The 15620-nt window shown below is 29.0% G+C and carries 12 protein-coding genes; 3 read left to right on the top strand and 9 right to left on the bottom strand.

Annotation, left to right across the window (positions count from 1 at the left end; genetic code table 11):
• Positions 1-21 precede the first annotated feature (21 nt).
• The 9 genes from KV700_RS12565 to rnpA form a co-directional block, all read right to left on the bottom strand.
• Positions 22-1242: a glycosyltransferase family 4 protein gene (locus tag KV700_RS12565; RefSeq protein ID WP_166383415.1), complete on the bottom strand. Its 1221-nt coding sequence runs from the start codon at positions 1240-1242 to the stop codon at positions 22-24.
• Complete coding sequence (locus tag KV700_RS12560; protein WP_218598086.1) at positions 1239-2654, bottom strand: lipopolysaccharide biosynthesis protein; 1416 nt, start codon at positions 2652-2654, stop codon at positions 1239-1241. Before KV700_RS12560 ends, KV700_RS12565 begins: the two co-directional genes overlap by 4 nt.
• Positions 2655-2873: 219 nt before the next feature.
• On the bottom strand, positions 2874-3425 hold the full coding sequence (rfbC, locus tag KV700_RS12555; protein WP_218598085.1) for a dTDP-4-dehydrorhamnose 3,5-epimerase: 552 nt from the start codon (positions 3423-3425) through the stop codon (positions 2874-2876).
• A complete protein-coding gene (gene rfbA, locus KV700_RS12550) occupies positions 3422-4279 on the bottom strand; it encodes a glucose-1-phosphate thymidylyltransferase RfbA (protein ID WP_166383421.1) in 858 nt (285 codons plus the stop codon). Before rfbA ends, rfbC begins: the two co-directional genes overlap by 4 nt.
• 2 nt (positions 4280-4281) lie before the next feature.
• Positions 4282-5289 (bottom strand): dTDP-glucose 4,6-dehydratase, encoded by a 1008-nt coding sequence (gene rfbB / locus KV700_RS12545; protein ID WP_166383423.1) that lies wholly within the window; start codon positions 5287-5289, stop codon positions 4282-4284.
• A 3-nt stretch (positions 5290-5292) separates the two neighbouring features.
• Positions 5293-6330 carry a hypothetical protein gene (locus tag KV700_RS12540; RefSeq protein ID WP_218598084.1) on the bottom strand — a complete coding sequence of 346 codons (1038 nt, stop codon included), beginning with the start codon at positions 6328-6330 and terminating at the stop codon, positions 5293-5295.
• Between the two features lie 32 nt (positions 6331-6362).
• The gene (locus KV700_RS12535) at positions 6363-8042 is read right to left on the bottom strand and encodes a hypothetical protein (protein WP_218598083.1); all 1680 of its coding nucleotides are present in this window, start codon (positions 8040-8042) and stop codon (positions 6363-6365) included.
• A 26-nt stretch (positions 8043-8068) separates the two neighbouring features.
• Positions 8069-9700: a S41 family peptidase gene (locus KV700_RS12530; RefSeq protein ID WP_218598082.1), complete on the bottom strand. Its 1632-nt coding sequence runs from the start codon at positions 9698-9700 to the stop codon at positions 8069-8071.
• On the bottom strand, positions 9687-10103 hold the full coding sequence (rnpA, locus tag KV700_RS12525; RefSeq protein ID WP_240914558.1) for a ribonuclease P protein component: 417 nt from the start codon (positions 10101-10103) through the stop codon (positions 9687-9689). Before rnpA ends, KV700_RS12530 begins: the two co-directional genes overlap by 14 nt.
• 165 nt (positions 10104-10268) lie before the next feature.
• Between rnpA and KV700_RS12520 the strand changes: the two genes are divergently transcribed.
• The 3 genes from KV700_RS12520 (at position 10269) to KV700_RS12510 (ending at position 15523) form a co-directional block, all read left to right on the top strand.
• Positions 10269-11447, top strand: coding sequence for an acyl-CoA dehydrogenase family protein (locus KV700_RS12520; protein ID WP_166383433.1), 1179 nt, complete (start codon positions 10269-10271; stop codon positions 11445-11447).
• A gap of 40 nt (positions 11448-11487) precedes the next feature.
• Positions 11488-12252, top strand: a complete 765-nt coding sequence (locus KV700_RS12515) for an SGNH/GDSL hydrolase family protein (RefSeq protein ID WP_218598081.1) — start codon at positions 11488-11490, stop codon at positions 12250-12252.
• Positions 12253-12781: 529 nt separating this feature from the next.
• Positions 12782-15523, top strand: a complete 2742-nt coding sequence (locus tag KV700_RS12510) for an outer membrane beta-barrel protein (protein ID WP_218598080.1) — start codon at positions 12782-12784, stop codon at positions 15521-15523.
• Positions 15524-15620: the final 97 nt, after the last annotated feature.

Here is a 15620-nt window from a genome sequence, read left to right as displayed (position 1 = left end):
TTAGTAAGTATTTTTTTAATATCACTTTATTAGGTGATTTTTAATTTTATTTTTAACCTTATCATATAACACCAAATTACTTAAATAAAATTTGAGCCCTCTAGATTGCTCGTACTTCTTAATATTAAAAATTAATTCTGTATCATTTTCTATTTTTTTTACCTCCTTTACAATTGGTAATATATTTTTAGCATTCTGAGACCAATTAAAGTTTTCTTCTGAATAGGCTATTGCATTTCTCTTTCTTTCTTCTAAATTCAGAGAATTAGTAACATAATCTTGTAATAAAAATGTTAAATGATTTATATCTACATAGCTCTCTTTCCAATAATATTTATCCCTTCTCTCTTTTCTGGACGAAACATTAATTAAGTGACCATTTTTTTTATCAACAACAAACTCATTCATTGGTGCTTCATTTGTTGTTATTACCGGCATTCCACAACTCCCTGCTTCCGCAATAGACAAACCAATTCCTTCTAATCTAGTTGGATATACATAAACATCACCTTTATGATACAAACCAGGTGCGGATATTGTTCCATTTATAATTTCTAGTTTGTTCTGTTTTATTAAATCTTCACATACATTTTTTAATTTCGGAAAAAAATTAAAAATATCTGCCTGAGAATGTATAATTAACTTTGCTATATCTGAATCTAATTCGTTAAATGCTTTTATCAAAAAATCTGTCCCTTTTCTATAAGGATTCATTCCTGCTGAATGGAAAAAAACTATTTCATTTAATTTTGTGATTTTTTTTTGTGTTTTGTTAAATATATTCTGGTTTGTACCCCAAGGAATATAAAAAACTTGTGGATGCCAATTAAAGACATTATAATGTCTCTTAGTATTGCAAATTAGAAAATCGAAAACACCAAATAAAGGAACTGTTGATGCTGTGTAATAATCTATATAAGAACCAATTGTTACTCCTAGTTCTCTACACAATAAAACTGGTGACCAAATATGCTGTTCATTAAAAAAAACAATGTCTAGATTATTTGTTTTAACCCAATTTTCAAAATGCTTAAGGTCTATTTTATCTAACTTTGTGTAAGAATACCTTTTACCATAAGTAATCTGTTTTGTCTCCCACTTTGGGTCATTAGAGGCAACATCCTCACCACCTCTAGCGTATATAAATACTTCGTTTTCTTCTTCCCAAATTTCTTTAAATTGTTTAGAGACATAAGCAGCTCCCCTTTCAAACCAAGTAGTTACTATTCCTATTTTTTTCATAAAATTTCTTTAACTTTTTTTATATTAATTCCTATTTCATTTCTATTAAAAAATACAAATATTATTATTGTTAAGAGCTGCATTAAAAATGAAAACCAAACTAAAGAAATAAACGTATTAATAATAAATAATAAGGTAATAAGTAAGAATAGTGAAAAAAAGTAGTTTTTAAAATACATTAAATAATTATATATTTTTAAATTTATTAATTTAAAGGTAATATAAAACCCAGCAAACATTTCAATTGTAGCAAATAAATTGATGCCCAAAGCTATACCTAAAGCAGATTTAAAAAAAAAGTAACCTAAAAACACTCCAATAAACCTTAAAGGAATAGATATAAATATTGCATATTTCCATTGTTTATTTGGGTTTCCTGTTATCAAAAATAATAGTCCTGATGGAGATGCTATTATCATTCTAACACATTGGTAACCAAAAATTAAAAGAAGTGGTAAAGTTTCAATCCATTTATTAGTTAAAAGCTCTGGTACCAAAATTTGACTTATAGATACAAGAAAAATAATTAATGGCGCTAAAAAAAAGAAAAATGAATATGTAAAACTAATATAACTATCTCTAATTAAAGATGATTTAACTTTTGTTAAAACGGGATAAATAGTTTTGTTGAAAATCTGAACTAATAATGATATTGGTTTTAAAATTAAATTGAAGGCTAATAAGTATATCCCTAACTGTTCCTCACCAAGTAATTTACCAATTAAAAGAACATCTAATTGCTGAGCGAAAAAATTTAAAACGTTAAAAATAAATACATTATACCCAAACTTTAAATGTTCATAGATAATTTTAAATGAAAAAAACTTATGTCCAAAAACACTCTTAAATGTTATAAGTAAAAAACCCAAAGAAGTTAAACCAACTGTAACTAATTGCTGAACTATTAAAGACCAGTAACCATAATTTTTTATTGCTAAAAAAACTGCAATAACTCCTGATATAGTAATAGCAATTATTTCTACTATAGCTAATCTTTTAAAATCTAATTTCTTTTGCAAATAACCTCTAGAAACAATACCAAAGCTAGATAATAAGACTGTTAAAACAAGTACTTTAAAGATCGATTCTATTTCTTTATTATCATAAAAATATGATAAAAATGGTGATAATAAATATCCTCCTAGATAAATAAAAACCCCTAAAATTATATTTAAAAGAAATAAAGAAAGTAAATGATTTTCTTTAAAACTTTTAGAATAAATGATAGAACTATCAAACCCAATATTTTGTATTGTATTAAAAAATAGCACAAAAACAGTTGCCATACCTATAATACCGAAGTCAGAGACATCAATTAACCTTGCTAATACAACTAAGGTTAAAGAAGAAAATAAAACTTTATATACTTGCGTAATAAAATTCCAACTAAAACCTTTAATAACTATATTCATTATATATAATTTAATACTTTTAACCTCTAAACAATAAAGATTTAATCTGTGTTTTATTATTTTTCATCTACGATTCTGACTCCATAAATGTTATGTAGCTTACTTACAGGTACGAGAATCTTTTAATAGCTTGTGCTACTAGATATATCTCGAATAAACAAAATAATTTTTGTTATAATTAAGATGAGGTATATTTTTTAATAAATAACTTATTGTAAATTACGATTCCTTTACAAACTTGTTAAATGGGTGTAATTTAGTATCCTTTTCTGACAATGTAACTTTATTAGAAGGTATTTTCCAATCAATTTTTAAATCTTCATCATTATAAATAACGCCATCTTCAGACTTTAGGTTATAATAATTATCACATTTATAAGATACAATAGTATCATCTTCTAAAACAGAAAAACCATGTAAAAATCCTCTTGGAACAAATAATTGTTTATTATTTTCTGCAGACAATTCTACCGAAAACACTTTACCATAAGTTTCAGAATCTTTTCTTGCATCAACGGCAACGTCTAAAATTCTGCCCTTTACAACTCTTACTAATTTTGCTTGTGCAAACTCGCCTCTTTGTAAATGCAAACCTCTTACAACACCATATTGCGAAGTAGATTGATTTCCTAAAACAAAATCTCCAGTAAAACCTGTCTTTTCTTGAAACTCTTTTTTATTATATTCCATTAAAAAACACCCTCTATTATCTTTAAAAAAAATTGGTTCTATTACAAAACAATCTTTTAATCCTGTCTCTTTAACTATCATTTTATTTCTAATAAATTATTTCCATAACCACTTTTTAAAAGTGGTTTTGCTAATTCATACATTTCTTGTTTGGTAATAAAACCAGCTCTAAAAGCAGCTTCTTCTATAGAACCTATTTTTAAACCTTGTCTTTCTTCAATTACCTGTACAAATTGAGAGGCTTGCATTAAAGAGTTAAAAGTACCAGTATCTAACCAAGCAGTACCTCTATCTAAAATGGTTACTTTTAATTTTCCTTTTTCTAAATAGGTTTTATTAATATCTGTTATCTCAAGCTCTCCTCTTTTACTTGGCTTCATTTTTTTTGCAATTTCTATAACAGAATTATCATAAAAATAAATTCCTGGAACTGCATAATTAGATTTAGGCTCTAAAGGTTTCTCTTCAATAGATAACACCTTCTTATCATCATCGAACTCTACCACTCCATAGCGTTCTGGATCATTTACATGATAAGCATATACAATTCCTCCATCAGGATTATTATTTTCTTTTAATAATCTTGGTAAACCAGAACCATAAAAAATATTATCACCTAAAATTAAAGCTACACTATCATTTTTTATAAATTTCTCCCCAATAATAAATGCCTCTGCCAATCCATTAGGTTCTTCTTGAACTGCATATTGAAAATCACATCCATATTTTTTTCCATCACCCAATAATCTTTTAAACAATGGTAAATCTTGCGGTGTAGAAATGATTAATATTTCATTTATCCCTGAAAGGATTAAAACAGAAATAGGATAATAAATCATCGGTTTGTCATACACTGGCATTAACTGTTTACTAACCGCTAATGTAAGAGGATGCAACCTTGTACCAGAACCTCCTGCTAAAACTATTCCTTTCATATTTAACTATATTTTTCTAAATACCACTGAATGGTTTTTCTAATACCAGTCTCAAAATTTTCTTGAGCTTTCCAGTTTAATTTATTCTCTATTTTCGATGCATCAATTGCATATCTAAAATCATGACCTGCTCTGTCTTCTACAAAACTAATTTGTTCTTTGTACGATTTTCCTTTTGGTTTTTCATCGTCTAAAATTTCACAAATAGCATTTGCTATATATAAATTATTTCGTTCGTTTTTACCGCCAATATTGTAGGTTTCCCCTAATTTACCTTCTTTAAAAGCAAGTGCTATTCCAGTACAATGGTCTAATACAAATAACCAATCTCTTATATTTTTTCCATCACCATAAATGGGAATATTTTCCCCAGAAATTGCTTTTCTTATAATTGTAGGAATCAGTTTTTCATCATGTTGTTTCGGCCCATAATTATTAGAACAATTGGTGGTTACAACATTCATCCCAAACGTATGAAAATAGCTTCTTACCATAAAATCTGATGATGCTTTAGATGCACTATACGGACTATTTGGTGCATAAGGTGTTTCTTCTGTAAACAAACCTGTTTCACCTAAAGTGCCATATACCTCATCTGTAGAAACATGTAAAAATCTTGAGCTTTCAAAACCTTTTGTAAATACATTCGGGCTTTCCATCCAATATTTTTTTGCAACATCTAGTAAATTAAAAGTTCCAAAAACGTTTGTTCTAACAAAAGCATCAGGATTTTTAATAGAATTATCTACATGAGATTCTGCCGCAAAATGAATAACCCCTGTAAATTTATGTTCCTTAAAAAGGTTTTCTACCAAATCTCTGTCACAAATATCTCCTTTTACAAAAATATATCTTTCATTATCTTCTATTTCAGACAAGTTAGAAAGATCTCCTGCATACGTAAGTAGATCTAAGTTTACAACTTTGTAATTTTTATTGGTATTTAAAAAATAAGGTATAAAATTAGAGCCTATAAACCCTGCTCCACCTGTTATAAGAATTGTTTGCATTGTTTATTTTTTGTAGTTGTTTAGAAACGTATTTAACTGTTTTATCATTAAAAATAAAATCATAATAGCCGCACCTAAAGCACATAATAAAAACACATAATTTTGTGTAACTCCACTTATTTTATAACCTACCGCCTGAAAATTAGAAATTACATTTATAATCTCATATTTTTCAGATTTATCATCAACAACACTCATTAATTCATTATTAATCCTTCTGTTTGTTTCAAATAGCTCTAATTCTTTAGTTGTGCTCTTTACTCCTCCTAAATCTATATTTGTTCCATTACTTTGCTTCTTAGCCTCTTCAACCATTACTTGCATGTAAACCTTTCTCAAAGAATCTACCTGACCTAAATTTTGGCGTAATAATGAATCTGTTCTATTTAAATTCTCATTACCTAACTCTTTTAATCTATTAAAGTATTTATTTTTTGTAACTGAAGAAATAATAACATCTCCTAAATTATTAAAAACGTCGTTTTTCTCTGAAACTACATGAATTTCATGAGCCTTATAGTCATAATCTGAGAACGCCATTTTAAACTGTTCATATTTATAACTCTTAACAGTTGCTGTATCTACATCCAAAATAAATTTATTGTAAGAATCAATAATATCGTTTTCAGTTTTAATTGAGGTGATTGTAAATTTCTTAAAACTGGCAGCTGTTGGTTCATCTAATTTAAAAATAGCTGCTAAATCTGCCGTTTTCTGTTGTTTTACAAGATCATTATAGTAATTTATATTATTGTATAATTGCCTTGTACTTTCAAAATTCGGTTTTACAATTAAATCAGATCCATAAAGATCTTTCTTTTTTACCTCCAAAAAGACACCTGCAACAGCCCCAATTAATGCTGCAATTGCAATTTTAATAAAGTGTTGTTTAAAAAAGATTAAAATTATGATTAGAAAATTAAAAAACGCTTTAAAAACACTTCCAATAAAATTAAAAAACTTAGAAAATCCTTTACCTATAAGTACAAATAAAGAACCTAAATCTATTTCTTCTTCGTTATTTTTTTGATTTGTTGACATTCTTCTTTGATATAAAATTTAGCCTTTGGCTATTAAAAAATTTGTTCTAATATTTTTTGTGTAATCGCATATGTTGGTGTAACACCTGTCATACCTAAACCTCCTGAGGCCAATGTTGCTCCTGTTTCTAGCGGATTATCTGATGCATAGTATGCATATCTTACTTTTACGTTTTTAGAAATATTTCCTCTAATTTTAGAGGCAGATTGTATTGCTTTTTGATAATGAGCTCCTTCCATCTCTAAACCAATAACATTCCATGTAGAATCATGGAAAAACTGTAACAAATCTTTATTTTGTAATGAGGTTCCTAAAACAGAAATCATAGAACCATCAAAAACTTCTACTCCAAAACCTTCTAAGTCTTCTTTAGACAACTCATTTTTAAACGGATAATTGTCTGCAGTACCTTCAAAAATATGTGCAGTAGGAATCATAATATCTCCTTTACCACCTTCTAAAATACCTGCTTTACCCATTATAGAAACAGATTTTACATCTAAATGATTCTTTTTCTTACTGTTTTTATAAGGTTTTAACAACTCGTCCATAGTTTCGTAAGCTTGCTCACCAAAAGCATAATCCATTACAATAATAACAGGCTTTTTGTTTACAGAATTTACTTTATCAAACGGAGAATCTTCAAAATTAATTTTCTCTGTATCTATTACTTGTACATTAATATTGGTACCAGAAGTATCTTTAATATAGATCAATCCATTTTCAGACGCATATTGCTTAACCGCTTTTTGCAAAGGTTTACTATCTGAATTACTTAATAACTGAAACAGGCCAAAACCTTCATGTTCTTCAGCTTCTTTTGGCAACGCACCTTTTGCATAAATAGAATTTAAGACACTGTGCATGTTTGCACTAATAATATGAATTGGTCTTTTTAGTAAACTATTTTCTTTTAGTACTTTTTTAATATTATTTGCCCAAATATCACCATAAATATGATGTCCGATTTCTTCAATTAAAACAGAGCTAAAAGTAACTTTTCTCTTTTTGTTATCTAAAACTTCATCTATTGCTAATTTACCTAACCAATAAATTAAATGAAAAAAACGATCTTTTTTTTCTGATGTTGCAAATGTTTTATGAATATCTACTACTTCCTCAAAAGTTCTTCCTAAAATATTACTTAAATGAGCAGTAGCAACCTCTCTTTCTTGGTCTGTAATTTCTTTATTATAGATAACAATATCTTCTAAATATTTCCATTCTCTAATAAAATCTGTTCCTTCGTTTATGGTTACTCTTTTTTGAATTTTATGAGATTCTATAAACAAGAACGTTAAATGTGTAAGAATATCATAAATTTCAGAACGCCCACGAGTAATCTCTATGTTCATTTGATCTTTGTCTATTCTATAACAATTTCTTCTTCTTTTTGGAGGAATTATGCTTTCGAAATGAGAATCACCATAGCCTTCATCTGCCGTTAAATTGATAAATTGACACTCTTCAATTCCTTTTGGTAATCTTTCTATTACATAGACCAAACCACTTAATTCAATTCTTTCTTCTGCAATTGAACCATAAATCTCTGGTCTTAAAGAAAGTAAAGATTTACGCAATGTTTCTCCCGAAATTCCCATTGGTTTATAAAAACCTCTACTAAATAAATGACGCATAGAAATGTATAATTTCTCTATTGCATTGGTAGATTCTTGGGCTCTTGTTCTATCTGTTTTATTTATTTTCGCCATTCTAAATTTTAATCTTCAAAGATAAATTAATTAGCGGACAATAGCTGCTTATATTCATCTTGGTTATACAGTAATTTAACTGCTTCTTTTATAACCAAATCATTTTTTAAATTATGGTTATAAACTCCTTTTCGATAATAATATCTATTTAATATTTCTTCTTTAATTACTCTTTTTAAAATATCTTTATTCTTTGATATTTCATCAATCTTATCTTTAACCAATTTTTCTTTAATTTTTTTATACTCGTCAGAAATATCATTTCCTTTTGATGCCTGATAAGCTTCCTTAAAAAGCTTCTCTTGTTTGGTAACAAACGTAGTATCTGATTGTAAATAATTAGTAAAATCTATAAAATCTGATTCTTTAAAATCAAAATTAACTTCACTTTCTATTGATGGATGCTGATAATAATAATTTGTTGCAAAATTAAAAATAGTGATAGCGCTTAATAATTTTTCTGTTGCTGCTGTTTTTTCTGATGTTTTAATAACTACATCTGGTAAAACTCCGCCTCCATCATATACTTTTCTACCGTTTGCCGTTGTAAAGACATTAACTCCTGCATCAGAAAATTTAGGAACTTTTCCATTTTTATCTCTATTAGCATAATCTAATTCTTGAATACATCGACCACTTGGCGTATAATATTTAGAAATTGTTAATTTTAACTGCGTACCGTATGTCAATTTTCTATAACGCTGCACCAATCCTTTACCAAAAGAACGTTGCCCCATAATTACCGCTCTATCATAATCTTGCAAAGAACCACTTACAATCTCAGAGGCCGAAGCAGAACGTCCATTTACTAAAACTACAATCGGTATTTCTAAGTCTAAAGGATCATTAGTACTTTTATAAATATTGCTCCATTTTTTAACTTTAGCTTTTGTAGAAACAATTACTTCTCCTTTTGGCAAGAAGAAATTAGAAATATTTATAGATTCTAACAAAGAACCTCCGGGATTCCCTCTTAAATCGAAAACCAGTTGCTTCATTCCTACTTTCTTTAATTTTCTAAATGCTTTTTTTACTTCAAATGACGCTTTTTCATTAAATCTTGTTAATACAATATACCCCGTTTCTTCATCGATCATTTCAGAAAAAGGTACTGGGTTTATCTCCACTTTATCCCTTGTTATTTCTTTCTGAATCCTTTTTCCTTGTCTTTCAATTTCTGCAGAAAACATGCTGTTTGGCGTTCCTTTTATCAACATAGAAAGTTGTTCACTTTCCATATCTTTTACAGTTTGTCCATTAATAGAAACAATAATATCTCCAGGTTTTAAACCAGCTTTATCTGCCGAATATCCCTTAAAAATTTCTTTAATCTGAATTCCTTCTTTTAAATAATAAACAGTAACGCCAATACCTCCGTACTCACCTTCTCTTAATATTTTTGCATTTTCTACATCTTGCTCGTTGTAAAAATTGGTATAAGGATCTAAATCTTTAAGCGTATTTTTAATAGCACTATCTGTTAATTCTGCAGGATTAATTTCATCTACATAATACATATTTAACTCCTTAAATAAAGTATTGTAAATTTCAATTTGTTTTGCAACCTCAAAAAATTTCGATTTAAATGCAAACGATAAAAAGATTGTTCCTACCAAAAGGACAATAATTGTATTTTTCGAAATCTTAAACCTCGTCATTTTTCTTATTATTTATTTCGCTCACAAACCGAGTTAGTAACTTTTCCATTTTTAAGTACATCTCGTCATAAGTACATTTATCTTTCCCAATATACGAAATCATAAAAACATAAGGTAACTCTATATTATTGTAGACAATTTCTTTTTGTAAACGATAAGATTCTCGCATTAATCGCTTAATTCTATTTCTATCTACAGCTAGTTTAAAATTACGTTTAGGAACAGAAACACCCACTTGAGCTGGGAATTCTGAGGTATGCTCCGTTTGTAAAAAAATCATTCTAAGAGGAAACGCCTTTACAGAATTTCTCTCCATATAAAGTTTTTCTATGAGCTTTTTACTCTTTAAACGCTCTTCTTTTCCTAAGGTATGCTTCATGTATACAAACTTAATAGAAATCATCTACTTTTTATAGATTTTGTATCTTTAACTTTAATATTTGTTGCTTTTTTAAAGTTTCATTTTAACAAACATCAATATTAAACAAGAATCAATATATTTGTTTAAAAACATACATATTGTTCAAAAAATAAGATTAAATTCGAATCAATTTTTAGATATAAACTTATGAAACAAGATCTTTTTCAAGCTCCAGATTATTATAATTTAGATGATTTATTATCCGAAGAACATAAACTAGTAAGAGATGCCGCTAGAGAATGGGTAAAACGAGACGTTTCTCCTATTATTGAAGAATATGCTCAAAAAGCAGAGTTTCCTACTCAGATTATTAGTGGTTTGGCAGAAATTGGTGCTTTTGGGCCTTATATTCCAGAAGAATATGGTGGCGCAGGCTTAGATCAAATTTCTTACGGATTGATAATGCAAGAAATAGAACGTGGAGATTCTGGAGTTCGCTCTACAGCTTCCGTACAATCTTCTTTAGTTATGTATCCTATTTATAAATATGGAAATGAAGCACAACGCAAGAAATATTTACCAAAGTTAGCTTCTGGTGAATGGATGGGCTGTTTTGGATTAACGGAACCAAACCACGGTTCTAATCCCTCTGGCATGGAAACAAAGTTTAAAGATATGGGAGATCATTATCTCTTAAATGGTGCTAAAATGTGGATTTCTAATGCGCCTTTTGCTCAAGTTGCCGTTGTTTGGGCTAAAAATGAAGAAGGTAGAATTCATGGTTTATTGGTAGAACGCGGAATGGAAGGTTTTACAACGCCTACTACACATAATAAATGGTCTTTACGTGCTTCTGCAACCGGAGAACTTATTTTTGATAACGTTAAAGTACCTAAAGAAAATTTATTACCTAATAAATCTGGATTAGGAGCGCCTTTAGGTTGTTTAGATTCGGCAAGATTCGGAATTGCTTGGGGCGCAATTGGTGCTGCCATGGATTGTTATGACACCGCTTTGCGTTATTGTAAAGAGCGCGAACAATTTGGCAAACCAATTGGTCAATTTCAATTGCAACAGAAAAAATTAGCAGAAATGATTACAGAAATCACCAAAGCACAATTATTAGCATGGAGATTGGGTACTTTAAGAAATGAAGGCAAAGCAACATCTGCTCAAATTTCTATGGCTAAACGAAACAATGTAGACATGGCAATTACCATTGCAAGAGAAGCAAGACAAATGTTAGGAGGAATGGGAATTACTGGCGAGTATTCTATTATGCGCCATATGATGAATTTAGAAAGTGTAATTACTTATGAAGGAACGCATGACATTCACTTATTAATTACAGGTTTAGACGTTACGGGTTTAAGCGCTTTTAAATAAAATTGTGTAATTAAATCACTAAAAGTCAGACTACAATAATATGAAGAACTTATACCTCCTTATTACTGCAGTCTGTTTTTTATTGTTTTTATCTTGTGCTAGCGTTTCAGAAATAGATGCTATCATAGAAAATGAAGAGATTATTACCGTAAAAGATAGTGTAACAGACATAAATAATTCTGATACAATAAAACACCAAGCTTTTAAAATTTTAGCGCTAGGAGATAGTTATACTATCGGACAAAGTGTTTGTAATACTTGTAGATTTCCTGAACAATTAGTAGGTTCTCTTTTAATACAAACCGAAAACAAAAGTACTTTTCCTTTAAAAATAATAGCAAGAACTGGCTGGACTACTACTAATTTAATTAACGCAATAGCATCAGAAAAAATTAGTACAGACTATAATTTAGTTACATTGTTAATTGGTGTCAATAATCAATATCAGAATAAATCGTTTTCCCTTTATAAAGAAGAATTTCCTAAATTGGTAAACATGGCTATAAAAGCGGCTAATAGTAATATGAATAATGTTATTGTTGTATCAATTCCCGACTATGCTTTTACACCTTTTGGACAAGGAAACCCTACTATTTCTAGTGATATTAAAAAATATAATGATTTTGCTAAATCTTACTGCGCAGAAAAAAACATTACTTTCTTAAACATTACAGACATTACAAAAATGGGGTTATCAAACACTGCTTTAGTTGCTAATGATGGTTTGCATCCTTCTAAATTAGCCTATACAAAATTTGTAGAAAGACTTTTACCAATTGCATTAGAAAAGTTAGCAAAACAGTAAGTATTCTAAATAAAACAGCTTGTTATCTACAATTAACTTTATTACCAATCAACTTAAAAAAGTAATAAGAGCAAGGACTTAAGAAGCTTTTAGTAAAATATTTGGGCATCGCTTACAGTTGATACCCTTTTTTTTATACTTATTACAACAGCTACTTTTTGGTTTTATGCAGTTAGAAGAGCAAACACTATCACAAACGGATGTATTTAACATAGAAACTACAGACTTACTTTCGGTATAAAAAACTATCATATTAAATAATTATATCGCAAATATAGTATTTATTTAGAATAAATAAAAATAACAAAATAAAAAACTATAAAATCTCCACACTTAACTAATTTTTATTGTAATACACGCAATGGATACCTGATAAACTTGGTTCATTTTTTTCTCAAAATAGAAAAAGAAATAGCAATCTAAAAACTTAAAGTTTTGTTAAAACACCATATTTATCAATTCTTTAATTAAACCTTTGCCTAGAAATTTAGTTACACTATTTCACACCTCATTTAATCAACCAATAATAATGAAGAAAGTTCTTTTACTCATCTGCTTAATTTTTACCTGTATCACCTATTCTCAAACTAAAGAATTTAAAATTACTGGTACAATAACATCTCTAGAAGATAATGAATTACTAGAATCTGCAACCGTACATGCAGAACGTTTAAAAGACAGCAGTATTATTTCTTATACAATAACCGACGCTAAAGGTTATTTTAATGTTGAAGGAAAAACAGCAGATAGCCAAATAAAATTAGTCGTTTCATATATTGGTTATAAACCGTACACAAAAATAATTAATACAAAAAACCAGCATGTTGGTAATTTAAACTTAGAACTAGCTAATGCATTAGATGCTGTTGTTATTAGATCTAGTGCTCCTATCACCATAAAAAAAGATACTGTAGAATTTAATGTAAAGTCTTTTAAAACTAAAAAGGATGCCAATGTAGAAGATCTGCTAAAAAAACTACCTGGCGTAGAGGTAGATGATGAAGGTGGCATTACCGTAAACGGAAAATCTGTTAATAAAATACTCGTTAACGGAAAACCTTTCTTTGGTAACGACCCAACAATTACCACCAGAAATCTTACAAAAGATATTATAGAAAAAATACAAATTTCAGATACAAAAACAAATGCACAAGCGTTTGCTGGTGAAGATTCTGATGGAGAAAACAAAACGATAAACCTTACTATTAGAAAAGAAAATAATAAGGGATATTTTGGTAAAACTGCAGCTGGTATAGGAACAGACGGCAGGTATGAATATGCAGGCATGGCAACGCGTTTTAAACAAAGTGAACGAATTGGACTTTTAGCTGGTGGAAATAATGTAAATTCTCCTGGTTTTAGTTTTGGAAATCAACGATTACAGTTTGGTGGAAATGATAGAAGTTTTGGAGGTGGCCAAGGTATTGTTACTTCTAACAATTATGGTCTAAACTACATAAATGATTTTGGAGAAAAATTTGAACTTTCTAGTGATTATTTCTATAAAAACAGTGAATCTGACAATAAAACAACTAGAAACAGAGAAACATTCTTAGCAGACGGTACAAGCTTTTCTACAAATTCTTACAACACTTCTTTTAATGAAAGCGATAGTCATGATGCAAGTGTAGATTTTGAGATTGAAATTGACAGTACTTTTAGAATTGATATAGAGTCTGATTTTAATGCAGATACAAACAAGAACACATACTCAAGTATCTCAGAAAGTTTTAATAATAGCAACACACTTACAAACGATTCTAACTCTAATTCTATTGCAGATTCTAATAGAAAAAAGTTTGATAATGAGATAAACATAACAAAGATGTTTGGTAGTAGAGGTGCATTTTTAAAAGTAGAATTGACAGCAAATGTAGATAAATCTGAAACTGAAGATTTGGTAAAATCAGAAACCAATATTTATGGAGATAGTCCAAATCAAATAGTAAGAGATCAATTTTCTGATGGTAATACAGACAAAACAGAAATAGGTAGTGAGGTTACCTATCGTATTCCAATCATCTCTAAACTTTTACACTTTGATGTTATTTATGAATACTCCAACACCAATACAATAAAGAAAAGAAGTACATTTAATCTTGATGAAAACACAAACGATTACTCAGATTTTAGTAGTTTATTAAGTACCGATTTTAAGTATCAAGATAATGTGAAAAAGCCACGTGCAAAGCTATCATTCAGAAATGAAAAATGGTCTACATCTGCAGACATCGCTTACGTAAACAGAACCCTAAAAAACACAGACTTTCTAAGACCAGAAACAGATTTAGAAAGAGAGTTTAACAATCTAGAATATGGATTAAGTCTCCGTTTTAGAAAAAACAAAACTAGTAGCTTTCGCCTTAGGTATAACTTTAGAAACGGAACTCCATCATTATATGAATTACAACCATTTAGAGATGAATCTAACCCTCTAAATATTGTAACAGGGAACCCAGAGTTAGACCCAACTAAAACACATAGCCTTCGTTTTGGGCTCTCTAATTTTAATTGGCAAGACAGAACAGGTTTTTGGGCTTTTGGTAATGCTTCTATAACAAACGATAGAGTAATTGCAAATACTGTAATAGACCAAAATACACTTATTAGAGAAACTACCTATGCCAACGTAGATGGTTTTTATAGTATACAAGGTGGTGGAAGTTATAGTGTAACCAAAAAATGGGAAGATTTAGGTAGTTTAAAATATGAATTTATGGTTTTTGGAAATCATAATAAAAATATTAACTTTAATAATGGTGTACAATATTCTAGTAAAGCAACGTCAATTTCTCCAAGAATTGGTTTTGATTTTATGTGGGATGATGTCTTTGAAATTAGACCGTCTTATTCTGTTTCATTTAACAGAAACACCTACGACATAGATAGTTTTAGTGATAAAAATTTTACAAGTCATGATGTTTTAATAAGCACCTCTACTTTTTTACCTAAAAAATTAGAATGGCGAAATGATGTTAAGTATAACTTTAATCCGAATATTGCAGACGGATTTCAAAAAAGTGCTTGGTTTTGGAATACCACTTTGCGTTATTCCATCTTAAAAGATCAAGGAGCCGTTGGTATAAAAGTGTATGATATTTTAAATCAGAATACAAATGCAAGAAGAGTAGCAACAGAAGATTATATTCAAGATTCTTCAAGTACCGTTTTAAAACAATATGCAATGTTAACCTTTACCTGGAAATTTAATAGTTTAGGAGGAGAAGGTAAAAAGTTTGAACCACAAAGAAGAGGAAGACATAGAGGATAAATTATAGAAACTAAAAAGCAGCATTTTACTATTTATTTTTCAATATAAAAGATGAACAGGAAATAGTATACTAAAAAACACTCGTTAAAAAAGAAAA

This window comes from Polaribacter sp. NJDZ03, from assembly GCF_019263805.1.
Lineage (GTDB): Bacteria > Bacteroidota > Bacteroidia > Flavobacteriales > Flavobacteriaceae > Polaribacter.
Note: the sequence above shows the minus strand (reverse complement) of the source record. Positions and strands in the feature narration are given on the sequence as shown.

Bases quoted from the DNA above. Each gene is read 5' to 3' on its own strand.
- KV700_RS12560 (WP_218598086.1), bottom strand. From the start codon at position 2,654: ATGAATATAGTTATTAAAGGTTTTAGTTGGAATTTTATTACGCAAGTA.
- rfbC (WP_218598085.1), bottom strand. From the start codon at position 3,425: ATGATAGTTAAAGAGACAGGATTAAAAGATTGTTTTGTAATAGAACCA.
- KV700_RS12530 (WP_218598082.1), bottom strand. From the start codon at position 9,700: ATGACGAGGTTTAAGATTTCGAAAAATACAATTATTGTCCTTTTGGTA.
- KV700_RS12540 (WP_218598084.1), bottom strand. From the start codon at position 6,330: ATGTCAACAAATCAAAAAAATAACGAAGAAGAAATAGATTTAGGTTCT.
- KV700_RS12535 (WP_218598083.1), bottom strand. From the start codon at position 8,042: ATGGCGAAAATAAATAAAACAGATAGAACAAGAGCCCAAGAATCTACC.
- rnpA (WP_240914558.1), bottom strand. From the start codon at position 10,103: ATGATTTCTATTAAGTTTGTATACATGAAGCATACCTTAGGAAAAGAA.
- rfbB (WP_166383423.1), bottom strand. From the start codon at position 5,289: ATGCAAACAATTCTTATAACAGGTGGAGCAGGGTTTATAGGCTCTAAT.
- KV700_RS12515 (WP_218598081.1), top strand. From the start codon at position 11,488: ATGAAGAACTTATACCTCCTTATTACTGCAGTCTGTTTTTTATTGTTT.
- KV700_RS12565 (WP_166383415.1), bottom strand. From the start codon at position 1,242: ATGAAAAAAATAGGAATAGTAACTACTTGGTTTGAAAGGGGAGCTGCT.
- KV700_RS12510 (WP_218598080.1), top strand. From the start codon at position 12,782: ATGAAGAAAGTTCTTTTACTCATCTGCTTAATTTTTACCTGTATCACC.
- KV700_RS12520 (WP_166383433.1), top strand. From the start codon at position 10,269: ATGAAACAAGATCTTTTTCAAGCTCCAGATTATTATAATTTAGATGAT.
- rfbA (WP_166383421.1), bottom strand. From the start codon at position 4,279: ATGAAAGGAATAGTTTTAGCAGGAGGTTCTGGTACAAGGTTGCATCCT.